The following is a 21,695-nucleotide window of genomic DNA, read 5'->3' on the forward strand; positions in this document are numbered from 1 at the left end:
TCTATCCAGGATTCACGGAGGGAGGATCTGTTCGGTTCAACGTTATTCGACGATGATTCCGTCGCCCTGCAGCCGTACGGTGAACTCCTGCAGGGGTGCGCCGGCCGGTCCCTGCTTGACCGATCCGTCCGTCGCGTTGAACTCACTGCCGTGACAGGGGCAGGTGATCACGCCGTTCTCCGGGCTGCCGACGGTGCATCCCTGGTGGGTGCAGGTGGCGGTGAACGCCTTGAACGTCCCCTGCGACGGCTGCGCCACGACGATCTTCCACTTGTCGATGACCTTGCCGCCGCCGACGGGGATCTCCCCGGTCCGCGCGATCACCTTGCCCTTGATCGCCGGAGGCACGATGGCCTTCGCCGGCCGTGTCCCGCACGCGCCGAGTCCGATCACTCCCGCGCCCGCCAGCGCCGCCGTTCCCAGCAGCCGCCGCCGGGAGCAGCAGCCCACCGCTTCCTCTGTCATCCGTCTCCCCACGAGGTCATGTACTACACGCTGTAGTACATCGCGGGTTCATGCTATCGCCCGGTTTCCGGACTCGATGACCGGGTCAGACGCCGAGGATCTTGGCGAGGAACTGGCCCGTGTGGCTCTCCCCGACGTTCGCGATGTCCTCGGGGGTGCCGGTCGCGACGACGGTGCCGCCGCGCGAGCCGCCCTCCGGGCCCATGTCGATGATCCAGTCCGCCGTCTTGATGACGTCGAGGTTGTGCTCGATGACGATGACGGTGTTGCCCTTGTCGACGAGGCCGTTCAGCACGCCGAGCAGCTTGCGGATGTCCTCGAAGTGCAGGCCGGTGGTGGGCTCGTCGAGCACGTAGATCGTGCGGCCCGTGGAGCGGCGCTGCAGCTCGGAGGCGAGCTTGACCCGCTGCGCCTCGCCGCCGGACAGGGTCGGCGCGGGCTGGCCGAGCCGGACGTAGCCGAGGCCGACGTCGTTGAGCGTCTGCAGGTGGCGGCGGATCGCCGGGATGGCTTCGAAGAACTCCAGGCCCTCCTCGATCGGCATGTCGAGGACCTCGGAGATCGTCTTGCCCTTGTAGTGCACGTCGAGGGTCTCCCGGTTGTACCGGGCGCCGTGACAGACCTCGCAGGGCACGTAGACGTCGGGCAGGAACTGCATCTCGATCTTGATGGTGCCGTCACCCGAACACGCCTCGCAGCGCCCGCCCTTGACATTGAACGAGAACCGGCCGGGCTGGTAGCCGCGCACCTTCGCCTCGGCGGTCGCCGCGAACAGCTTGCGGACGTGGTCGAACACGCCCGTGTAGGTGGCCGGGTTGGACCGCGGGGTGCGGCCGATCGGCGACTGGTCGACGTGGACGACCTTGTCGAGCTGGTCGACCCCGTTGATCCGCTTGTGCCGGCCGGGCACCGTGCGGGCCCCGTGGAGATTCTTGGCCAGCGAGGTGTAGAGGATGTCGTTGACCAGCGTCGACTTGCCCGACCCCGACACGCCGGTGACGGCGGTGAAGACGCCGAGCGGGAACGCGACGTCGATGTCGCGCAGGTTGTGCTCACGGGCGCCCTTGACGACCAGCTCGCGCCCGCGCTGGCGCTTGCGGCGGGTCGCCGGGACGGCGATCTCCTTGCGGCCGGAGATGTACGCCCCGGTCATCGAGCTCTCGCTGGCCAGGAGGTCCTCGACCGTGCCGCTGACGACGATCTGGCCGCCGTGCTCGCCCGCGCCCGGGCCGATGTCCACGACCCAGTCGGCGGCCCGGATGGTGTCCTCGTCGTGCTCGACGACGATGAGGGTGTTGCCGATGTCGCGCAGCCGGATCAGCGTCTCGAGGAGCCGGTGGTTGTCCCGCTGGTGCAGCCCGATCGACGGCTCGTCCAGGACGTACAGCACGCCGACCAGCCCGGAGCCGATCTGGGTGGCCAGGCGGATGCGCTGCGCCTCACCGCCGGCCAGGGTCGCCGACGCCCGGTCCAGGCTGAGGTAGTCGAGGCCGACGTCGAGCAGGAAGCCGAGCCGGGCGTTGATCTCCTTGAGCACCGCCTCGGCGATGTGCTTCTCCCGCTCGCTCAGCTCCATGTTGAGCAGGAACTTCGCGCACTCCCCGATCGGCATGGCGGCCACGTCGGCGATCGACCGGTCGTTGACCGTGACGGCGAGGACGACGGGCTTGAGCCGCTTGCCGTCGCACGACGGGCACGGGATCTCCCGCATGTAGCCCTCGAACCGCTCCCGGCTGGAGTCGCTCTCCGCCTCGGAGTGGCGCCGCTGGACGTACGGGATCACGCCCTCGTAGGTCGTGTAGTAGGACCGCTGCCGGCCGTACCGGTTGCGGTAGCTGACGTGCACCTGCGTGTCGTGGCCCTGCAGGATCGCCTTGCGGGCCTTGGCCGGGAGCCGCTCCCAGGAGGTGTCGAGGTCGAAGCCCATCGCGTCGCCGAGCGCGCCGAGCAGCCGCAGGAAGTAGTCGCTGATGTGGCCGTTCGACCACGGCGAGATCGCCCCCTCCTCGAGGGTCTTCTCCGGGTCGGGGATGAGCAGCTCCGGGTCGACCTCCATGCGGGTGCCCAGGCCGGTGCAGTCGGGACAGGCGCCGTACGGGGAGTTGAACGAGAAGGACCGCGGCTCGAGCTCGTCGAAGGACAGGTCGTCGTACGGGCAGTAGAGGTGCTCGGAGAACATCCGCTCGCGCTGCTCGTCGTCCTCGGGCAGGTCGACGAAGTCGAGGATGACCGTGCCGCCGGTGAGTCCGAGCGCCGTCTCGATCGAGTCGGCGAGCCGGCGGCGCGAACTGTCCTTGACGCTCAGCCGGTCGACGACGACCTCGATGTCGTGCTTCTCGTACTTCTTGAGCTTGGGCGCCTCGTCGAGGCGTACGAGGTTGCCGTCGACGCGGGCGCGGGAGAAGCCCTTGGTCTGCATGTCGCGGAACAACTCGGCGTATTCGCCCTTGCGGCCGCGGATCACCGGGGCGAGCACCTGGAACCGGCTGCCCTCGTCGAACTCCATCACCCGGTCGACGATCTGCTGGGGCGTCTGCTTGGAGATCGGGCGGGCGCAGACCGGGCAGTGCGGGTGCCCGATGCGGGCCCACAGCAGACGGAGGTAGTCGTAGACCTCGGTGATGGTGCCGACGGTCGAGCGAGGGTTCTTGGACGTCGACTTCTGGTCGATCGAGACCGCCGGGGACAGCCCCTCGATGAAGTCGACGTCGGGCTTGTCCATCTGGCCGAGGAACTGACGGGCGTACGCCGACAGGGACTCGACGTAGCGGCGCTGGCCCTCCGCGAAGATCGTGTCGAACGCCAGGCTGGACTTGCCGGAGCCGGACATGCCGGTGAACACGATCAGCGCGTCGCGCGGAAGATCGAGTGAGACGTCTTTGAGGTTGTGTTCACGCGCTCCGCGCACGATGAGACGATCAGCCACGGCGTATTCGCTATCCCCTAGAGCCTGGTTGAGACAGGTCAGCTTCAGGCTAACGAGGAGACAGGCGGTTTTCTTCCGATCGCCCCTGACGGCGGGCTCCTCGTCGCAGCAGAACCGTACACGTGTTCGAAGAGAGATCGCCACCGAAACGCGGGAGGCCGGTGGGGCGGATGCGACCTTTACTCCGGCCCGTCGTCGAGGGCGCGTTCGAGGTAGCGCCCGGCCGACCGGCGTACGGCGTCGGCACCGTCGGCGGCGACGACCCGCCCCCACCAGCCGCCGTACACCCGCTCGAACGGGAACGGCTCCATGCGGCGCAGGGCGCGGCGGATGATCCGGGGGCGCTCAGGGATGAGATTGGGGTAGCTGTACATAAAGCTGACGTACCGGCGGTCGGGGACGACGGTGAAGATGTCGCCGGTCAGCAGCGCTCCGCTGCCGTCTTCGCCGTCGCGCCAGTGCAGCACCTGACCGCCCGCGAAGTGCACGCCCGCGTTCACGAGCGTGAGCCCGTCGCCGATCTCCTGGGTCTCGCCCTCCCAGAAGACGATCGACTCGTCGGGCCGGGCCACCCACTCCCGGTCGGCCGCGTGAATGTAGACGGGCGCGTCGAAGGCGTGCGCCCACTCGATCATCGAGCCGTAGAAGTGGGGGTGGCTGATCGCGATCGCGTCGACGCCGCCGAGGTCGGCGACCTGGGCGAGGAGGTCGTCGTCCAGGTAGGTGATCACGTCCCAGAGGACGTTGCCCGACGGAGTGCGGACGAGCAGGGCACGCTGCCCGATCGAGGTCTTCGGATCGGTACCGACGCCGACGATCCCCGGCCCCTCGTCGGCGACCTTGCCACGGTGCCCGGCGGCGTGGAGCTCGGCGATCGTGGTCCACTGCTGGCCGTCCCACCCGACGTACTGCCGTTCGTCCTCGCAGATCGGGCAGTCCGGACGGGTCGCGGCGTACTGCACCCCGCAGGTGCGGCAGATCGGAAGATCGTCGTCCATGGCCGGAGCCTACGTCCGGACGAGTCCGGGTCCGGGCACCGCCACGGGCATCCGCCGGACCGAGCGCCGAGCGGCACGGAAGTGAAAGGATGGACGGGTCCGCGGCCATGTCCCCGATGACCGGAGGGAGAGCGCGTGTCCTACACAGGCGATGTCGAGGTCGGCGGTCCCCCCGACGTGCGCGAGCTGCCCGGCCTGACGATCAGCAAGCTGGCCGTCGGGCCGTTCGACAACAACGCCTACCTCCTGCGCTGCACCGCCACCGGCGAGCAGGTCCTGATCGACGCCGCCGCCGAGCCGGAGCGACTGCTCAAGCTCCTCGGCGACGCTCCCCTCTCCCGCGTCGTCACGACGCATCGCCACCAGGACCACTGGGGCGCGCTCGGCGACGTCGTCGACGCGACGCATCCGTCGGTCGTGGCGCACCCCGACGACGCCGAGGTCCTGCCGTTGCCGGTGACCGAGCCGGTCCGGCACGGCGGCACCGTCCGCGTCGGGCAGAACACCCTGTCCGTGATCCACCTGCGCGGCCACACCCCCGGGTCGATCGCGTTGCTGTACGGCGACGGCGACACGCCGCACCTGTTCACCGGCGACAGCCTGTTCCCGGGCGGGCCGGGCAACACCTGGGGCGACGCGACGCTGTTCAACCAGCTGATGGACGACCTCGAAGAGCGGGTCTTCGGCACCCTGCCGGACGAGACGTGGATCTATCCGGGCCACGGCAAGGACACCAGTCTCGGCCGCGAACGCCCGCACCTCAAGGAGTGGCGCACCCGAGGCTGGTGATCGCGGTCCGCCGGTCCCGCGCGGCAGTCGTCCCGGGTCCGCGCGCCCGGGGCTGGTGATCCCGGCCACAATGCGCCACGATCGTGATGAATCGGACGTTGGTCTGGTACACCGTGAGATCCTCCAGGCCGCCGATCGGCATATTCGGCGGCCGCGATGAGGGGATGATTGGTGGAGACGGGCGTGCGGAGCGCGCCGCGAACCGAGCCGGGTAAAGGGGCATGACGGGCGTGACCAGGCAGGTGGCCGAGACCGAGGGTCTGACGGACGTGGAGCTCGCGGCACGGCTGCGCATGACATTGGGCCGGCTGAGCCGTCGCCTCCGCCAGCACGGCCCGCAGACGCTGACGTCCAGCCAGGCGTCGACCCTCGCCAGCGTGGAGGCGATCGGCCCGGTTCGCCTCGGTGACCTGGCCGCCGCCGAGGGCGTCAGCGCGCCGACGCAGAGCCGTCTGGTGGCCTCCCTGGAGGCCCAGTCCCTGCTGCGCCGTACTCCCGACGTCGACGACCGCCGGGCCACGCTCCTGGAGATCACCCCGGAGGGCCGCCGCCAGCTCGAACAGCTGCGCACGGAGCGGTCGGCGTTCCTCGTCGAGCGGCTCGGCACCCTGTCGCCCGCGCAGCGCGCGGCGCTGGTCTCGGCCCTCGACGTTCTCGAGGACCTCGCCGAGACATAAGGTCTACGCCTTGCGGTAGGTCTTCTGGAGGCCGACGAAGAACAGCTTCTTGCCTCTGCTCTGCAGCTCGACCCGCCAGTACGAGGCGCCCTGGCCGGTGCGGTCGGACAGGTCGAACGTCGTCGCGTCTCGCGGGGTGGCCGTGCCGCTCCACAGTTTCTGGCCGAACGCCATCCACTGACCGGTGCCGTCGGGCTGGAACTGGAAGTAGTCCTTCCCTCCGTCCTGACTCCACTTGCCGGCGAGCGCGTGGAGCCAGGTCCTGGCGTCGGCGGCGCGCACGTGCGGCGTCGTGGGCTCGGCGGTGGGCAGGTCGACGCTTCCCGGCATGGTGGACTCGGCCACAGGTGACGCGGGGCGGGATCGCTCGGGGGTCGGTCTGCGGTTGCCGTTCCGGTCGGCGAGGGCGGTGACCAGCAGGATGCCGGCGGCGGCGACCGCCAGCACGATCGAGATCGTCCGCGTCACCGCGGGCGCCATCGAGGGCAAGCGCATGCGTACCTTCCCCAGAAATCTTCCCCTGTGATCACGTTACAGGGCGAGAACCTGGTCCGGGACATCCCCCGATAAAGGTGATCAGCGACGCGTGCGCCCGGCTTGCGCGTCGACGTCGGTCATGCCGGTGTCCGTCTCGTCCGCGGCGGTGTCGTCCGGCTCCGGGCCGGCGTCGCCGTCGGGATCCCGGTCCGTGCCCTCCTCCGGCATCGGGCCGGAGGCGCCTGGGGCCGCCGGAGCGGGAACGGCCGGGCCGGGGTTGTCGGCGGCGGTCTGACCGGGTCCTCCTCCGGCCTCCCGGTCCTCCGTCCCGCCGCGCCGGGCCCCGATGAGGCTGGCGACGGTGGTGACGAACATCGTCGCCCCGATGACGGCGAGGGAGAGGCCGGTCGAGATCTCCGGGACGCTCGGGAACCAGGTCGTGTGCATCGCCTCGAGGACGAGCTTGACGCCGATGAAGGCCAGGATGAACGCGAGCCCCTTGCTGAGGTACACCAAGCGGTCGAGCAGTCCCCGGAGGAGGAAGTACAACTGCCGCAGCCCCATCAGCGCGAAGGCGTTGGCGGTGAAGACGAGGTAGGACTCCTTGGTCAGCCCGAAGATCGCGGGGATGGAGTCGAGGGCGAACAGCAGGTCGGTCGATCCGATGGCGACCATCACGATCAGCATCGGGGTGATGAGGCGCTTGCCGTCGATGCGGACGGTCATCCGGTGCTCTTGGTACTCCTCCGTCGTCGGGACGGCCCGGCGGATCCAGCGCACGAGGATGTTCTCCTCGTACTCGTCCTCGTCGGGCTCACCGCGCACCAGGCCGTACGCCGTCCAGATGAGGAACCCGCCGAAGATGTAGAACAGCCACTCGAAGCGGGCCAGGGCGGCGGCGCCCACGGCGATGAAGATCCCTCGCATCAACAGCGCGATCATGATGCCGATCAGCAGGACCTTGTGCTGGTTGACCCTGGGAACGGCGAACCGCGCCATGATCACATAGAAGATGAAGAGATTGTCGACGCTGAGGCTGTACTCGGTGAGGTAGCCGGCGAAGAACTGCGCCGAGTAGTCGGCCCCGACCACGAACAGCAGACCGATGCCGAAGAGGATCGCCAGGAGGACGTAGAACGTCACCCACGCGGTCGCCTGCCGCATGGAGAAGTCGCGTGGCTTTCCACGGTCGACCACCCAGAGGTCGAACATGATGAACGCGAGCAGCCCCAGCAGGGTGAGACCCCAGACCCAAAGGGTTACGTTCACAAGAGCACTTCCTCCGGTGGCAGGCAACGGCCCCGGAGGTCTCTTCCGCCCTCACTCATCGGTGAGGGCCGACAGCACCGGGCCGCATGTGGCTCCTGGGACCGTGGTGACGACACTGCCGCGAAGGAATACTCCCCTCCTGGGCACTGACTATATACAAAGGCTTACCTTCGTCGTACCGAGACGTGATCAAGGTGTGCTCGAGGTGACCCGTGCGTAAACCGAGACCAACTGGTCGAGCGCGTCTTGGTCGGCCGGCAGCCGGGTGGCCTGTTCGGCGGCGGCCGAGGCGAGCCGGTCGGCGAGCGCCGGCTCGTCGAGAACGCGCCGCACCGCGCGTTCGAGCGCGGCGGCGTCTCCCGAGGGGACCAGCAGCGCCGCCTCCCCCACCATGCGGGGCACTCCGCCGACGCGCGTGGCGACGAGGGGCCGGCGCGCAGGATCTCCTGGACGATCAGCGGCTGCCCCTCCCAGACGCTCGGCACGACGGCGACGTCGGCGGCGGCGAGGAGGTCGGCGACGTCCGTACGACGGCCGAGCAGCCGCACGGGGAGGCGCTCGGCCGCGATCCGGTCGCGCAGCTCCGCCTCGAGCGGCCCGTCCCCGGCGATGAGCACCAGCGGCGCGGCGTCCAGCCGGGCCCAGCCGGCGGCGGCGTCCAGCAGGGTCGGCAGTCCCTTCTGCTCCGCCAGCCGCGCCACCGTCAGGATGAGGGGGCGGTCTCCGGCGCCGAGTTCGGCGCGGATGCGCTTCGGTGCCTCGGGGTCGTCGGACGGCGGGGCGGCCGGTGCGGGTACGAGCGCGAGCCCCACCGAACGCGCGCCCAGCGAGCGCATCCGCTCCTCCAGGTCCGGGGATACGCCCAGGACCTCGGTCGCGCCCCGCGCGACGACGCGTTCGAGCGTGGCGTACGCCGCGCCGGTCAGGCCGCCCGCGATGGAGGCGTTGTGCAGCGTGACGACGAGTGGCGGACCGGCCGAGCCGAGGCGCAGCGGCCCCGGAACGGTACGGACCCGGGCGAGCGCGGCCAGCCCTCCGGCCCGCAGACCGTGCGCGTGGACGACGTCGGCGTCCCGCGTGAGGCGCCGGAGCCGGGCGATCGCCCGTACGTCGCCCAGCGGATGCGGGCGGTCGGAGATCTCGACGGGGGCGAACGCCGTACCGGACGTGGTGAAGCCGAACAGCGCGTCGGCCGAGGCCGGGCCCAGGACGACGACCTTCGCGCCGCGCGCCCGCAGGCCGTCGGCCACCGACCGGACGTGCCGTCCGAGCCCGCCTGCGGCCGTCGCCAGCACGAGCGCGACCTTCAGTTCGTCCATCACCACTCCGTCCGCCCGCCCATCACGGCCTTCGCCCGATCAGGCCTCGTAGATCGTCCCGGTCGCCCGCGTACGCGACGGCGGCGAAGGCGACGCCGGCGGCCAGCGCGGCCAGGACACCGACCCCGACGCTGGCGGCCAGACCGGTCGCGCCGAACGCCGCCACCACGCCGGCTCCCGCGGCGTACCCGGCCGCCGCGCCGGCCAGTCCCGTCGCGACCGCCCGCCCCATGCCGCGGAACGCCGTCCTGCCGCGGGTCCGCGCCACCGTGATCAGCAGGAGCACGCCGGCGAGCGTCATGCCGATCGAGTTGCCCAGCCCGAGCGCGGCGACGGCGTCGCGCCGCCCCGCCGCCTCCACCAGCGCGATCTCCGCGGCGATCACCGCGATCCAGCCGGTCACCTGGGCGACCGCCGACGCCCGTCCCTTGCCGGCGGCGAACAGGACGCGGCCGACGTGCGCCATCAGCCCGTAGCCGATGAGGCCGGGCGCGAAGGCGACGATCGCGTGGGCGAGGTCGGACGGCGGCACGCCCCCCTTGGTCCCGAGCAGGAACACCCGCGCCACGGGAAGCGCGGTCGCGGCCAGCACGGCCGCCCCCGCGCAGGACAACAGCACGATCGCGCGCGTCGTCGACGCGGCCATACGGTCGAAGCCCTCGTGGTCCCCGTCGCTCGCGCGCGCCGACAGGACGGGGAACGCACTGGTCGCGAGCGGGACGGCGAGGACGGCGTACGGCAGTTGGAACAGCGCCCAGGCGTACTGGTAGACCGCCAGCGCGCCCGACCCGCCCCTCGCGTTCGCGAGGATGATGACGATGCCCCAGGCGGCCTGCTGTGCAACCAGTGTGGCCAGGCCCGCCAGGGCCAGCCGCCGGATGCGTGCGGCGACACCGGGCGGGAACCTCAGCGTGGGCCGCAGCAGCCCGAGCCGCAGCCGCGCCGCCGGGCCGACCACGGCGACGACGAGCGCGACCACGCCCAGGGTCGTTCCGACCGACAGCGTCAGCTCCGCGCCCCGCGTGACGGTGGACAGGTCGTGCTGGTTCGGGGCCTGCCGGTAGCCCGCGCCGGTCGACAGGAACGTCAGGTACGCGCCGATGACGACGAGACTCGACACGAGGGGGGCCAGCGCCGGGCCGAGGAACCTGCGGTGGGCCTGCAGCACGCCGTACAGCACCACGGCGAGCCCATAGAACAGGATCTGGGGGGTGAACGCCACCAGCATGCGCGTGCCCGCGTCGATCACCTGCTCGCGCGAACAGCCGGGTACGGCGCCACGTACGAGCACGTCCGCCATCAAGGGGCGGGCGGCCACGGCGGCGACTAGGGTGAGGGGCAGGAGGATCAGGACGGTCCAGCTCATCAGCGCCGAGGCGATCCGGCCGGCCTCCGGCGCCCGGCGGGCGGCGGGGCCCGCTAGGACCGGCACGACGAGGCTCGCCAGGGCACCTCCCGCCACCACCTCGAAGACGATGTTCGTCACCTGGTTGCCGGTGAAGTACGCGGTGGCCAGGCAGTCGTTGCCGACGGTGTGGGACAGGACGAGACTGCGGGAGAACCCGATGATCCGGGCGAAGATGGTGATGACGCCGATGAGGACGGCGGCGCCGGCGAGGCCTCTCCCCCGGCCGACGCTGGTCTCCCCGGCCTCCTCGGTCACGTCCGGTGCCGTCACGAGGTGTCCGACGGACGCGCCTCCGGCACGACGGGACGGCGGCCCAGCTGGTCGAGCCAGTTCAGCGGCGGCGTCGCCCGGATCACCTTCGTGAAGCTGACGACCTCACTCGCGGCGTTGAGCGCGGTGACCCCCGCGAGAACGCCCAGGCGGGACCGACGGCTCAGGCCCGTCGCCGACAGGCCGATCAGCGCGCCGAAGGCGTTCGCGCCCGCGTCGCCGAGCATCGCGCGCTCGCCGAGGTCCTCCGGCAGCAGGGCGATCGCCGCGCCGAGCGGAGCCGCCGCGACGGCCGAGCCGCTAAGCAGCCCGGCGAACCGGCCGCGGGGCACCGAGGGCGACGGCGCGGCGAACACCAGCGGGCTCGCCAGGAGCCCCGCCTTGATCGCTCGGCCGGGCCGCAGGTCGAACAGGTTGAGCAGGTTGGCGGTGCCGGCGATGAGCGCGCCATTGATCAGGACGTCGAGCAGGGCGCCCCGGCGGGTGGGCGCGCCGCTGCCCGCGAGCGCGGCGGCGGCCAGGCCGACGACGCCGATGCCGAGGATCTTCACCGCGCCGGTGGTGACCTCGCCGCGGGCGAGCGCCGACAGGTGGCCCTTGAAGCCCCGGGAATCACCGGACCCGGCGAGGTCGTCGTAGCCGCCGAGGGCGCCGGTGGCGCCGCCCGCGAGGATCGCGGCGGCGCGCATCCGCGCCGGCACGCCCGGTGCCACGGCCACCGCCGTCACCGCGCCCACCACGAACGCGGGCCCTTCGAGGAGGGTCACCGGCTCACCGCGGTGGTTGGTCCGCACCCAGAGCTTCTCGTCGCGGGGCGGACGGCGGGTCAGCGCGACGTACGCCGCCCGTGCCGCCGTCGCGCCCAGCACGGCCCCCGCCACTGCCTTACGCATGCCGCCTCACTTCTTCGTCTTCGTCATCGTCGGCGTGGGCGTCGGCACCGGGGTCGGGAGCGGTCCGTCCACCTTCGACCCGATGCCGTAGTCACCGGCCTTGCCCTGCTTGGCGGCGGCCAGGGCGAGCACCGCCGTCAGCCGGCCGGGACGTCCGCCGTGTCGACCGTCGAGACGTGCCCGTCGGCAGCGTCGTCGTCGCGGAGCGCCTTGATCATGCCGCCCTGGGTCGCCGAGTCCGGGTCGCCCACCGCGACGGTGCCGCCACCGTACGTGTAGAGCGCGATGGGCAACGCGCCGAGCGCCTTGTTCTGGGCGTCGGCGTTCTTGTCGTTGCTCGCGGCGGCGGGCGCGATCACGATGGCGAGTGTCGCACGGGTCGCGGGCTGCCCGCTGAAAGTCAGGAAACCCGCCTCCTTGAAACCGGAGAGCACCTGCCCGGCCGCCGGGTCCTCCTGGCCGTTGCGCGACGCCTGCTTGGTCACCAGCACCGACGCGAGTTCGCTCGCCGTGCGGTCGTACGACGTCGCGTCGGCCGGGAAGGTCAGGCCGGCGGGCTTCAGCTGGTCGGTGAGCTCGTTCAGCGTGGCCTGCTGGTTCGGGTCGAGGTACTTACTCTGCAGCGTGATGTAACCGCTGATCCGCGCCCCGGCCTTCTGCACCATGTCGGCGGTCTGCGCCCGCATCTGGTCGTCCGCGCCGGGAGCCTCGACGAACACCACGCTCTGGTCCTTGACGCCGGCGACGACCTGCGCCGCGACCGCGTCGGTGACCTGACTGCCGTAGTCACGCACTTGCGCGGCCGCGTCCTTCTCCTTACGGAGCACCTCGTTGCTGTTCTTCAGCCGATTCGAGTTGTCCTTCAGCTGGTCGACCAGCGGCCCACGCAGCGCGGAGGCGCCGACCACGAGGCCGAGCGCCAGCGCGAGGAAGACCGCGATGATGGAGACGAGGTGGTAACGGAAATCGATCACGTGAAGAGTCCGTTTAGCCAGTAGACGAATTGGTGCCACCAGTCGGCGACGATGGGCTCGAAGGCATCGCCGGCCGGTGAGGAAACGATTGCGGCGACCATCGCGACGAGTGTGGCGGCGATCAGCATGAGCAGCGACGACAGCTTGATACGGCTCCGGTAGAGCCGGCTCACGCCCTTGGCGTCGACGAGTTTGCTGCCCACCCGCAGCCGCGTCAGGAACGTGCTGGACATTCCGGCGCGGCCCTTGTCGAGGAACTCCACGAGCGTCGCGTGGGTGCCGACCGCGACGATCAGGGTGGCCCCCTTGTCGTCGGCGAGCAACATCGCGATGTCCTCACTTGTCCCGGCGGCGGGGAAGACGACGCCCTCCCGGCCGAGGTCGTGGACGCGGTTGAGGCCGGGCGCCCGGCCGTCGCGGTAGGCGTGCACGACCAGCTCGGCGCCTGACGTCAGCGCCTCGTCGGAGACCGAGTCCATGTCCCCGACGATCATGTCCGGCCGGTAGCCGGCCTCCATCAGCGCGTCGGCCCCGCCGTCCACGCCGATGAGCACGGGCCGGTATTCGCGGATGTAGGGCCGGAGGGTCGCGATGTCCTCGCGGTAGTGGTAGCCGCGCACGACGATGAGGACGTGACGGCCATCGAGGTCGGTCTTGATGTCCGGGACGCCGACGCCGTCGAGCAGGAGATCCCGCTCCCGCTTGAGGAACTCCATCGTGTTGGCGGCGAACGCCTCGAGCTGGGCGGGCAGCTCGGCCCGCGCCTCGGTCATCGCCGCCTCGACCGACTCCTCGGTCTGCCGGATGCCCTTGGTGGCGACCTGCTCACCGAGGTAGACCGTCTCGCCGTCGATGCGGACGACGTCGCCCTCGTGAACCTTGGTGAAGACGTCCGGCCCCACGTCGTCGACCAGCGGGATGCCCGCCTCGACGAGGATGCGCGGCCCGAGGTTCGGATAGCGCCCGGAGATGCTGCGCGCCACGTTGACCACCGCGGCGACCTGGCACGCGGCCAGCGCCTCCGCGCTGACCCGGTCGAGGTCGACGTGATCGATGATCGCGATGTCGCCGGGCTGGAGGCGCTTGGTCAGCTTCTTGGTCTTACCGTCGAGGCGGGCGACGCCGGATATACCCGTCTCCCCCTCGCGCCGGTCACGGCGCAGCCCACGCCGCAGCGGCGCCCGGAGGCGGACGCCGCTCTTGATTCTCGGGGAGACGTCGTTCATCGTGGTGCCAATCCTGCCAGAGCCCGGACAGTGCCACCGGTATCGACGACCGTTATGGCGTGTTCGTTCGCCCACGCACGGTGTCCGCGCGCCCGACGCCCCCTCATCTCACCACTCGATCGCCCCTGCGACGGCCCTCCGCCCGGGCGTACGATCGTGCCCGCGGACCGGCCGTCGCGATGCTCGGTCGCCAGGACGACCGGCCGCCGCGCCGGCGTACGGCCGCCTGCGCGGATCTGCCCGTCGCGGGGCCCGGCCGTCCGGCTCAGCGCTCGGTGGCGGCGATGGCCAGCAGTTCTTCGGCGTGCGCCCGGCCCAGCTCCGAATCCTCCATTCCCGCGAGCATGCGGGACAGCTCGCGGACCCGCCCGTCGGTGTCCAGCGTGGTCACGCCACTGCGGGTGACACGGCCGTCGTTCGACTTCTCCACGAGCAGGTGCTGGTCGGCGAAGGCCGCGACCTGTGGAAGGTGGGTGACCACGATCACCTGGGCCGACTTGGCCAGCCGGGCGAGTCGGCGGCCGACCTCGACGGCCGCCTTGCCGCCCACGCCCGCGTCGACCTCGTCGAACACGAACGTCGGCACCGGGTCGGCACCGGCGAAGACGACCTCGATCGCCAGCATCACGCGCGACAGCTCACCGCCCGACGCGCCCTTGTGCAGCGGCAGCGGCGGCGCGCCCGGGTGGGAGGCCAGCCGCAGCTCGACCTCGTCCACGCCGTACGGACCGAACTCCTCCTGCGGCGTCACCGCCACGACCACGCGCGCGTGCGGCATGGCCAGCGCCGTCAGCTCCGCGGTGACGGCCTCGGACAGGCGCTCGGCGGCGGCCGTGCGGACGGTGGTCAGCTCCACGGACAGCTCGGTCAGCTGCCGGGTCAGATCGTCGTGCTCGGCGCGCAGCTCCTCGATGCGGTCGTCGTCGGAGTCGAGCTCGGTCAGGCGCAGGGCGGACTGCTCCGCCCACTCCAGGACCTCGGCGATGGTCGTGCCGTACTTGCGGGTCAGCCCGGCCAGGGCCGCCCGCCGCTCCTGCACGCTCGCCAGCAGGGCCGGGTCGGCCTCCACCGACTCGGCGTAGCCTGCGAGCTCGGCGGCGACGTCCGACACGAGGTAGACGGCCTCCGACAGGCGGTCGGCCTGCCCGGCGAGCGCCTCGTCGTGGGAGCGCACGGCCTCCAGGGCCTGGCGGGCGGAGCTGAGCAGCCCGATGGCGTCGACGACGCCCGTGGTGGCGGTCGGGTCGCCCTGGAGCGCCTCGTGCGCCGTGGTGGCGGCCGTACGGAGCGCGTCGGCGTGCGCGAGCCGCTGCTCCTCCGTCGCCAGGAGCTCGTCCTCTCCCGGCTTGGGATCGGCCCTCTCGATCTCCTCGAGGCCGAATCGCAGCAGGTCGGCCTCCTGCGCCCGCTCCCGGGAGCGTGTGGTCAGCTCCTCGAGGAGCGCCGACACCTCCCGGTGCCGCCGGTAGGCGGCGGTGTAGGCGCGCAGCGGCTTGGCCACGTCGTCGCCGGCGAAGCGGTCCAGCGCCGCGCGCTGACGTCCGGCCTGCAGCAGCCGCTGCTGGTCGGACTGGCCGTGCACGGCGACGAGGTCGTCGGCCAGGTTAATGAGGACGGAGACCGGCGCCTGCCGGCCGCCGACGTGGGCCCGTGACCGGCCCTCCGCCGACACAGACCTGGTCATGATCAGGGCGCCGTCGTCGAGCTCGCCGCCGGCCTCCTCGACCCGCGCGGCGACCTTGCCGTCCTCGGCGAGGACGAGGCGGCCCTCCACGGTCGCCCGGTCGGCGCCGGGCCGGACCCGCTGCGGATCGGCTCGTCCCCCGAACAGCAGGCCGAGGCTCGTGACGACCATCGTCTTACCGGCACCGGTCTCGCCGGTGACCACGTTGAAACCCGGCGACAGCTCGAGGACAGCCTCCTCGATCACCCCGAGGTTCTGGATCCGTACTTCCTCGACCATGGGCCGTACCCGGCTCACCGGACCTCCCCGCCCGGCGACTCGGCACTCCTCGACCCGAGCCGTCCTGTTGAATCGCCCACCGGGCTGTTGCCCGACGGTCGCACTCGCTCCGCGGCCGGCCTCGTCGTCCCTCGACCGACCATTCCGCTCGCTCGGCACCTTGTGTTTCCTGCCTGGCGGCTCGTCACGTCGGTCACGAAGGCCCTCCTGTCGCAGACACCCGGCGCGCCCGAGGCTACTCCGTCATGATGGCCCTATAGGCCCCGATGTGCGGGACCGTGACCGGACCTCCCCAGGCGAACACGTGTTCGGCTCAGCGTAGACGGCACGCCGCCGCAGAGGGAACCTCCGGGCGTGTCGCCCCCATCGCCGCGGAGGCCCTCGTGGGGCGGAATGTCCAGCTCAACGCGGGTGCCGCGGCGGCGAGTCACACTTCGGGGAGGCATGTCACACCTCGCGAGGACATCGCCCTCGCGAGGGCGATGTCTCGCTAAGACGTCCCACTTCGCGGAGGTGGATCAATCCTCGCGGACGCGGCCGCGCCAGCCGGCGACCGGCAGGCCGAACTTCGTGACCAGCCGGTCCGTGAACGGGGTCTGATGCAGATGCGCGAGCCGGACCGGCCGCTCGCCCCGGCGGACCTCCACCCGAGCGCCCGGAGGCAGGTCGATCGGGCGGCTGCCGTCGCACCACAGCACGCCGCCGGAGGTGTTCGGGAGCAGCTCGACCGCGACGACGGACCGTGGCGAGACCACCATGGGCCTGGCGAACAGCGCGTGCGCGCTGATCGGCACGACCAGCATCGCCTCGACCTCGGGCCACACGACGGGACCGCCGGCGGAGAACGCGTAGGCCGTCGAGCCGGTCGGAGTGGCGCAGACCACACCGTCGCACCCCCAGCGCGACAGCGGCCGTCCGTCGATCTCGGCGACGACCTCGAGCATCCGCTGCCGGGAGGCCTTCTCGACGGCCGCCTCGTTCAGCGCCCAACTGGCGTTGGTGACGGTGCCGTTCTGCCGGACGACGACGTCGATCGTCATGCGCTCTTCGACGTCATAGCGGCGTGCGGCGACCTTGTCGACCGTGGCGGCCAGGTCCTCCCGCTCGGCCTCCGCGAGGAAGCCGACGTGGCCGAGGTTCACGCCGAGCAGGGGGATGCCGGAGCGCCGGGCCAGATCCGCGGCCCGCAGGATCGTACCGTCGCCGCCGAGGACGATGACCATCTCGGCGCCCTCGGTGGCCGCTGCGGAGACGGGCATGACGTCGGCGCCGGCGCAGTGCAGGTCCTCGGCCTCGCTGTCCAGCACTCGCACCGCGATGCCGGCGTCACTCAGCCGGCTGATCACCAACTGGGCGCTGCGCACCGCCGCGCTGCGGCCCGTGTGGGTGACGACCAGGACGGATCTCTTCTCAGTCATGCGGGCCCTTCTGCCACGGCCTTGTCCACCTGGGCCTCGTCGAGAGGCGGGGCGCCCGCTCGCAGCCACAGGAAGTATTCGACGTTTCCGGAGGGCCCGGGCAACGGGCTCGCCGTCACGCCACGGACTCCCAGGCCCAGTGTCCCGGCATGCAAGGCGACGTCGCGCACGGCCTCCGCCCGGAGCGCGGCGTCGCGGACGACGCCGCCCGCGCCGACGCGCTCCTTGCCCACTTCGAACTGCGGTTTGACCATCATCACGAAGTCGGCGTCGGGCGCGACGCACCGCTGGATGGGCGCGAGGACGAGGCGCAGGGAGATGAACGACAGGTCCCCGACGACCAGGTCGGGCGGCTCACCGTCGGAGATCACCTGGTCCGGCTCGAGGTCGCGGATGTTGACCCGCTCCAGGACCGTCACGCGGTCGTCGGTGCGCAGGGACCAGGCGATCTGGCCGTATCCGACGTCGACCGCCGCCACGTGCGCCGCACCGGCGCGCAGGAGCACGTCGGTGAAACCGCCGGTCGACGCGCCGGCGTCCAGGCAGCGGCGGCCCTCGACCCGCAGGTCGGCGAACGCCTTGAGCGCCCCGGCCAGCTTGTGCCCGCCACGCGAGACGTACTCCGGCCCCGACTCCGCGGGCCGTACGACGATGGCGGCGGAGGTCTCCACCTGGGTGGCGGGCTTGGCAGCGGTCTGGCCGGCGACCGTGACGCGTCCCTCGGTGACGAGGTCCACGGCGTGCTCGCGCGACCGGGCCAGGCCTCGCCGGACGAGCTCGCTGTCCAGCCGACGACGCGCGCTCACGGTACGGCCACCGACAGGCCGGCGGCGCCGACGGGCCGACCCACGGCGCGGACGGGCCGACCGAGAGCACGGATACGGATACACCGACCGACAGCACGGACGGGCCCACCGACAACACGGGCAGGCCCGCCGACGGCATGGGCAGGCCGGCCGACGGCACGGACGGATCGGCCAGATCGGCCGACAGTGCGATCGGGTCGGTCATGACGCGCTCTCGTCGAGGCCCGTGAGCGCCTCCTGCAGCCGCCGGTGGACGTCGTCGAACACCGCCGGGTGCTCGGTCAGGGGCACCTGCTCGAGCTCGGTCAGACGCGCCAGCGCGGCGTCGACGCGCTCGTCCCCTGTGGTGTCCACTTCGGTGCCGTTCACCTGTACCCTTCCCTTCGCCGCCGGTCGTGTCCGGCTCAAGAAGAACGCTACCGTCCGTTCACGACAGCGGTGTCGAGTACGACGACGGGGGAACGGACCTGACGATGGCCACCGCTCAGGAAGCACGCTCGGCGCTCGAGCGCATCGCCACCCGGCTCACCGAGGTGGATGCCGACGACCTCGCCAGGCACGTCGTGGAACGAACGATCAGCTGCCGCGTGCCCGATCTCGGGCTGATCTTCCTCACCCGCATCCACGAGGACGGCCTGGACGACTTCCGGCTCGTGGACGACGCCGACAGCGCCCAGGTCAGGCTCACCGTGAAAAGCGACGATCTGGTGGCGCTGGCCGACGACGAGCTCCACGTGGCCAAGGCCTGGGCGACGGGCCGGCTCAAGATCGAGGCCAGCCTGGGCGACCTGCTGCGGCTCCGGAAGATCCTCTGACGCCGGATCGGAGCGACACACCCCGGCGAACGGCCGGACGTCGGCCTCCTCGGGCTCGCCTACTCGGCCCCATGGCGGACGATCAGGGCATCTGCGAGGCTTCTCCAGTTTCGGGGCTCGTGCGCGGTCGGGCACCCGCGCACGAGCCCGCCACGTCACTTCAGGCGGGTCAGGGCCTCCTCCGCCTTCGCGGGTTCGCCCGACTCCCAGGCGGCGACGCACAGCGCGCGCAGGGCGTCGACGCGGTCGCCCGACCCGCTCACCGTGAAGTCCGGGCCGATCGTCCAGCCGCCGCAGTGGTAGGAGCCGTCCTCGTGCCGCACCTCGGGATGCGGCACGAGGAGACCGGACAGGTCTTCGGCGAGGTACGTCGGCCGATGGGGCGGGGGCGCGCCCAGCAGTGCTCGGGCGTCGGTCACCCCGGTCAGCACGAGCAGGCTGTCGGCGCCACCGTTGTTGGCGCCCTCGATGTCGGTGTCGAGGCGATCCCCCACGATCAACGGCCGCTCGGCGCCGGTGCGCAGGATCGTCTCACGGTGCAGGGGCAGCTCCGGCTTGCCGGTGACGATGGGGTCGACGCCGGTCGCGGTGCGGATCACCTGGACCAGCGCCCCGTTACCCGGCCTGGGCAGCCCGCCCGGGCTCGGAATCGTGGTGTCGGCGTTGGACGCGACGAACAGCGCGCCCCCGGCGACGGCCCGGCCCCCTTCCGCGATCAGGTCGTACGAGAGACCAGGCGTGAACCCCTGCACGACGGCGGCGGGCCGCTCGGCGGCGGTGGAGACCGGACGCAGCCCGGCGGCGCGAAGCGCGTGCCGGAGGCCGGTGCCGCCGACGACGAGGACCTTCGAGCCGGCCGGAAGCCGCTCCGCCAGGAGCCGGGCCGCGGCCTGCGCGGACGTCACGACGTCCTCCGCCGCCGCGGGCACTCCCACCTCGGTGATGAGCGCGGCCGTCGCGCTCGGCGTCCGTGAGGCGTTGTTGGTCGCGAACGCCAGGCGCATCCCGCCCGCCCGCGCTTTGGCCAGCGCGTCGGCCGCGCCCGGCACCGGGTCGTGGCCGATGTAGATCACGCCGTCGAGGTCGAGTACGGCGACGTCGTAGATCTCGGCGAGGGGCCGGTCGCTGCCTCGCATGTCACCCCTTCCGGGCTCGCGCGTGCCGCAGTGCGGTCGCGTAGTGCTTGTTGTCCGGGCACATCGCGCAGGCGAGCGCGAGGTGCTCGACCGCCTCGGCCACGTCACCGGTGCGGGTCAGGGCCATGCCCAAGCCGAACAGCGCGTAGTCCTCGGCCGGATCGGCCTCCACGATGATACGGAAGCTGGCTGCGGCATCGGCGTACCGCTTCGCGCCGAACTGGGCGCGGGCGAGGGCCTCCCGCACGCTCCGGCTCGACGGCTCGGCGGCCGCGGCGTGTTCAAGGAGCTGGATCGCGGCGGCCGGGCTGCCGCCGTTGAGCAGTTCTAGACCTCGCTGGTACCACTCGTAGACGCCGCCTGCCGGGACACCTTGGGAATCATGACCGTGGTCCGCACCTTGAACCATGTGTGCCTCCGTTCGTCGACTCCACTTGTGTCCCAACAATGACGCGGTATCTAACATGCCCGATGTGACCAGTGATCCCGGACTTGCGCTGCGGCCATTCCGAGCCGTGCGGTACGACACCGCGAGGGTGAGCTCCCTCGCCGCGGTGACGTCGCCGCCGTACGACCTCATCGACGAGGAGTCGCTGGGGCGGTTCAAGGCCGAGGAGCCGCACAACGTGGTCCGGCTGATCCTCCCGCAGGACGACTACCAGGAGGCCGCCGAGACGCTGCGGTCGTGGCTGGCGTCCGGCATCCTCACCGTGGACGACGAGCCCGCGCTGTACGTCTATGAGGAGGTCTCCGGCGCCGTCGTCCAGCGCGGGCTGATCGGGGCGGTCGGCGTGCACGACGAGGGCTCACGGGTGATCCTCCCGCACGAGCACGTCTATCCCGGCCCGGTCCGGGATCGGCTGGCCCTGATGTCGGCGATGGAGGCGAACCTGGAGCCGATCTTCCTGCTGTACGAAGGTGGCTCCGACTCGGCCGCCGCCCGGGTGGTCGACGACGTCGCCTCGTCCCTCCCCCCGGTGCTGGAGACCGCCACGGGCGATGACGTACGGCATCGGCTGTGGGCGATCCGGGACCCGGCCGCCCAGGCGATGATCGCCGAGGATCTGCGCGGCCGTCAGGCTCTCATCGCCGACGGGCACCACCGTTACGCGACCTACCAGGCGCTGCGCGGGCGGTATGACGGACCGGGCCCCTGGGACTACGGGCTGGCGCTGCTCGTCGACTCCGTCGCCTACCCGCCACGGCTGGGCGCCATCCACCGGGTGCTCCCCGGCCTGCCCCTCTCCGAAGCCGTACGGCACGCGAAGGCGGCCTTCCGCGTGGAGGCGATCGGAGCGGATCTGGCGGCCGGGCTCGAGCGGCTCGCCGCGCACACCGACACGGCGTTCCTGCTCGGCGGCGAGGCGGGGTTCTTCCTGCTCACCGAGCCCGACCCCACCCAGGTGGATCGCTCCATGCCGGAGGACGCCTCCGACCGGTGGCGCGGCCTGGACACCTCCGTACTGCACCGCCTGCTCATCCCCCGGTTGTGGGGGCTCGAGGACGACGAGCGGACCGTGCGCATCGTCCACCACGACGCGGCCCGCGCGGTCGACAAGGCCCGACGGGCGGGCGGCACCGCGGTGATCCTCAACCCGCTCAAGGTCCCGGACGTCCTGGCGGTCGCGGCCAACGGCGAGAAGGTGCCCCGCAAGTCGACGTCGTTCGGTCCAAAGCCGCGCACCGGCCTGGTCATGCGCACCTTCGCCGCCGGATGACGACCCCCGGGTCGCGCTCCGGCCGGAGCGGCGTGCCCACCGGTCCGTCCAGGAGCTCAGGCGACCCGCGGTTTCTCAAACTGAATCCCTAGGGACGGGAGATCCACAACCAGTCCTGAGAACGATCAGGAGAGGCAGCCATACGGTT

The 21,695-nt window shown here is 71.5% G+C and carries 20 protein-coding genes and 1 pseudogene; 4 read left to right on the forward strand and 17 right to left on the reverse strand.

Annotated elements, in window-relative coordinates; translation table 11 throughout:
- Positions 1 to 42 precede the first annotated feature (42 nt).
- From ACYVF7_RS35810 to ACYVF7_RS35820, 3 genes are all read right to left on the reverse strand, one after another.
- Positions 43 to 465, reverse strand: a complete 423-nt coding sequence (locus tag ACYVF7_RS35810) for a Rieske (2Fe-2S) protein (RefSeq protein WP_460349449.1) — start codon at positions 463 to 465, stop codon at positions 43 to 45.
- An 85-nt stretch (positions 466 to 550) separates the two neighbouring features.
- On the reverse strand, positions 551 to 3,391 hold the full coding sequence (gene uvrA / locus ACYVF7_RS35815; protein ID WP_460349451.1) for an excinuclease ABC subunit UvrA: 2,841 nt from the start codon (positions 3,389 to 3,391) through the stop codon (positions 551 to 553).
- A gap of 179 nt (positions 3,392 to 3,570) precedes the next feature.
- The gene (locus ACYVF7_RS35820; RefSeq protein ID WP_460349453.1) at positions 3,571 to 4,389 is read right to left on the reverse strand and encodes an MBL fold metallo-hydrolase; all 819 of its coding nucleotides are present in this window, start codon (positions 4,387 to 4,389) and stop codon (positions 3,571 to 3,573) included.
- Between the two features lie 135 nt (positions 4,390 to 4,524).
- Here ACYVF7_RS35820 and ACYVF7_RS35825 point away from each other — a divergent pair, with 135 nt between their 5' ends.
- Positions 4,525 to 5,178: an MBL fold metallo-hydrolase gene (locus tag ACYVF7_RS35825; RefSeq protein ID WP_460349455.1), complete on the forward strand. Its 654-nt coding sequence runs from the start codon at positions 4,525 to 4,527 to the stop codon at positions 5,176 to 5,178.
- 230 nt (positions 5,179 to 5,408) lie between these two features.
- Positions 5,409 to 5,855, forward strand: a complete 447-nt coding sequence (locus tag ACYVF7_RS35830) for a MarR family winged helix-turn-helix transcriptional regulator (protein WP_433188395.1) — start codon at positions 5,409 to 5,411, stop codon at positions 5,853 to 5,855.
- Positions 5,856 to 5,858: 3 nt separating this feature from the next.
- Here ACYVF7_RS35830 and ACYVF7_RS35835 read toward each other — a convergent pair whose 3' ends face one another.
- The 12 genes and pseudogenes from ACYVF7_RS35835 to ACYVF7_RS35890 all read right to left on the reverse strand — a co-directional run bounded on the left by ACYVF7_RS35835 (position 5,859) and on the right by ACYVF7_RS35890 (position 18,247).
- A complete protein-coding gene (locus ACYVF7_RS35835) occupies positions 5,859 to 6,350 on the reverse strand; it encodes a hypothetical protein (RefSeq protein WP_460349458.1) in 492 nt (163 codons plus the stop codon).
- An 81-nt stretch (positions 6,351 to 6,431) separates the two neighbouring features.
- Complete coding sequence (locus ACYVF7_RS35840) at positions 6,432 to 7,601, reverse strand: TerC family protein (protein WP_460349460.1); 1,170 nt, start codon at positions 7,599 to 7,601, stop codon at positions 6,432 to 6,434.
- A 189-nt stretch (positions 7,602 to 7,790) separates the two neighbouring features.
- Positions 7,791 to 8,920, reverse strand: a pseudogene (locus ACYVF7_RS35845) (glycosyltransferase family 4 protein).
- A gap of 22 nt (positions 8,921 to 8,942) precedes the next feature.
- The gene (gene murJ / locus ACYVF7_RS35850) at positions 8,943 to 10,598 is read right to left on the reverse strand and encodes a murein biosynthesis integral membrane protein MurJ (protein WP_460349463.1); all 1,656 of its coding nucleotides are present in this window, start codon (positions 10,596 to 10,598) and stop codon (positions 8,943 to 8,945) included.
- A complete protein-coding gene (locus ACYVF7_RS35855) occupies positions 10,595 to 11,491 on the reverse strand; it encodes a hypothetical protein (RefSeq protein ID WP_460349465.1) in 897 nt (298 codons plus the stop codon). Before ACYVF7_RS35855 ends, murJ begins: the two co-directional genes overlap by 4 nt.
- A 6-nt stretch (positions 11,492 to 11,497) precedes the next feature.
- Positions 11,498 to 11,623 (reverse strand): hypothetical protein, encoded by a 126-nt coding sequence (locus tag ACYVF7_RS35860; RefSeq protein WP_460349467.1) that lies wholly within the window; start codon positions 11,621 to 11,623, stop codon positions 11,498 to 11,500.
- Between the two features lie 5 nt (positions 11,624 to 11,628).
- A complete protein-coding gene (locus ACYVF7_RS35865) occupies positions 11,629 to 12,465 on the reverse strand; it encodes a copper transporter (protein WP_460349469.1) in 837 nt (278 codons plus the stop codon).
- Positions 12,462 to 13,691: a putative cytokinetic ring protein SteA gene (steA, locus tag ACYVF7_RS35870; protein WP_460349471.1), complete on the reverse strand. Its 1,230-nt coding sequence runs from the start codon at positions 13,689 to 13,691 to the stop codon at positions 12,462 to 12,464. Before steA ends, ACYVF7_RS35865 begins: the two co-directional genes overlap by 4 nt.
- Positions 13,692 to 13,956: 265 nt before the next feature.
- Complete coding sequence (gene recN / locus ACYVF7_RS35875; RefSeq protein ID WP_460358305.1) at positions 13,957 to 15,654, reverse strand: DNA repair protein RecN; 1,698 nt, start codon at positions 15,652 to 15,654, stop codon at positions 13,957 to 13,959.
- A gap of 518 nt (positions 15,655 to 16,172) precedes the next feature.
- Positions 16,173 to 17,072, reverse strand: coding sequence for an NAD kinase (locus ACYVF7_RS35880; RefSeq protein WP_360878873.1), 900 nt, complete (start codon positions 17,070 to 17,072; stop codon positions 16,173 to 16,175).
- Positions 17,069 to 17,878, reverse strand: coding sequence for a TlyA family RNA methyltransferase (locus ACYVF7_RS35885; RefSeq protein WP_460349473.1), 810 nt, complete (start codon positions 17,876 to 17,878; stop codon positions 17,069 to 17,071). Before ACYVF7_RS35885 ends, ACYVF7_RS35880 begins: the two co-directional genes overlap by 4 nt.
- Positions 17,879 to 18,079: 201 nt before the next feature.
- Positions 18,080 to 18,247 carry a hypothetical protein gene (locus tag ACYVF7_RS35890; RefSeq protein WP_460349475.1) on the reverse strand — a complete coding sequence of 56 codons (168 nt, stop codon included), beginning with the start codon at positions 18,245 to 18,247 and terminating at the stop codon, positions 18,080 to 18,082.
- Between the two features lie 104 nt (positions 18,248 to 18,351).
- On the opposite strand from ACYVF7_RS35890, the gene ACYVF7_RS35895 reads away from it, so the two are divergent.
- A complete protein-coding gene (locus ACYVF7_RS35895; protein WP_460349477.1) occupies positions 18,352 to 18,693 on the forward strand; it encodes an SCP2 sterol-binding domain-containing protein in 342 nt (113 codons plus the stop codon).
- A gap of 155 nt (positions 18,694 to 18,848) precedes the next feature.
- Here ACYVF7_RS35895 and ACYVF7_RS35900 read toward each other — a convergent pair whose 3' ends face one another.
- Positions 18,849 to 19,829: an HAD-IIA family hydrolase gene (locus tag ACYVF7_RS35900; RefSeq protein ID WP_460349479.1), complete on the reverse strand. Its 981-nt coding sequence runs from the start codon at positions 19,827 to 19,829 to the stop codon at positions 18,849 to 18,851.
- Position 19,830: 1 nt separating this feature from the next.
- On the reverse strand, positions 19,831 to 20,238 hold the full coding sequence (locus tag ACYVF7_RS35905) for a tetratricopeptide repeat protein (protein WP_460349481.1): 408 nt from the start codon (positions 20,236 to 20,238) through the stop codon (positions 19,831 to 19,833).
- A 55-nt stretch (positions 20,239 to 20,293) separates the two neighbouring features.
- On the opposite strand from ACYVF7_RS35905, the gene ACYVF7_RS35910 reads away from it, so the two are divergent.
- Positions 20,294 to 21,547, forward strand: a complete 1,254-nt coding sequence (locus ACYVF7_RS35910) for a DUF1015 family protein (protein WP_460349483.1) — start codon at positions 20,294 to 20,296, stop codon at positions 21,545 to 21,547.
- Positions 21,548 to 21,695 lie beyond the last annotated feature (148 nt).

It is taken from the genome of Actinoallomurus acanthiterrae, from assembly GCF_054775715.1.

What these genes read in the sequence shown, in the direction of transcription:
- ACYVF7_RS35810 (WP_460349449.1), bottom strand. Translation starts at nt 465, where the DNA reads ATGACAGAGGAAGCGGTGGGCTGCTGCTCCCGGCGGCGGCTGCTGGGA.
- ACYVF7_RS35820 (WP_460349453.1), bottom strand. Translation starts at nt 4,389, where the DNA reads ATGGACGACGATCTTCCGATCTGCCGCACCTGCGGGGTGCAGTACGCC.
- ACYVF7_RS35835 (WP_460349458.1), bottom strand. Translation starts at nt 6,350, where the DNA reads ATGCGCTTGCCCTCGATGGCGCCCGCGGTGACGCGGACGATCTCGATC.
- ACYVF7_RS35855 (WP_460349465.1), bottom strand. Translation starts at nt 11,491, where the DNA reads ATGCGTAAGGCAGTGGCGGGGGCCGTGCTGGGCGCGACGGCGGCACGG.
- steA (WP_460349471.1), bottom strand. Translation starts at nt 13,691, where the DNA reads ATGAACGACGTCTCCCCGAGAATCAAGAGCGGCGTCCGCCTCCGGGCG.
- recN (WP_460358305.1), bottom strand. Translation starts at nt 15,654, where the DNA reads ATGGTCGAGGAAGTACGGATCCAGAACCTCGGGGTGATCGAGGAGGCT.
- ACYVF7_RS35880 (WP_360878873.1), bottom strand. Translation starts at nt 17,072, where the DNA reads ATGACTGAGAAGAGATCCGTCCTGGTCGTCACCCACACGGGCCGCAGC.
- ACYVF7_RS35895 (WP_460349477.1), top strand. Translation starts at nt 18,352, where the DNA reads ATGGCCACCGCTCAGGAAGCACGCTCGGCGCTCGAGCGCATCGCCACC.
- ACYVF7_RS35900 (WP_460349479.1), bottom strand. Translation starts at nt 19,829, where the DNA reads ATGCGAGGCAGCGACCGGCCCCTCGCCGAGATCTACGACGTCGCCGTA.
- ACYVF7_RS35905 (WP_460349481.1), bottom strand. Translation starts at nt 20,238, where the DNA reads ATGGTTCAAGGTGCGGACCACGGTCATGATTCCCAAGGTGTCCCGGCA.
- ACYVF7_RS35910 (WP_460349483.1), top strand. Translation starts at nt 20,294, where the DNA reads ATGCCCGATGTGACCAGTGATCCCGGACTTGCGCTGCGGCCATTCCGA.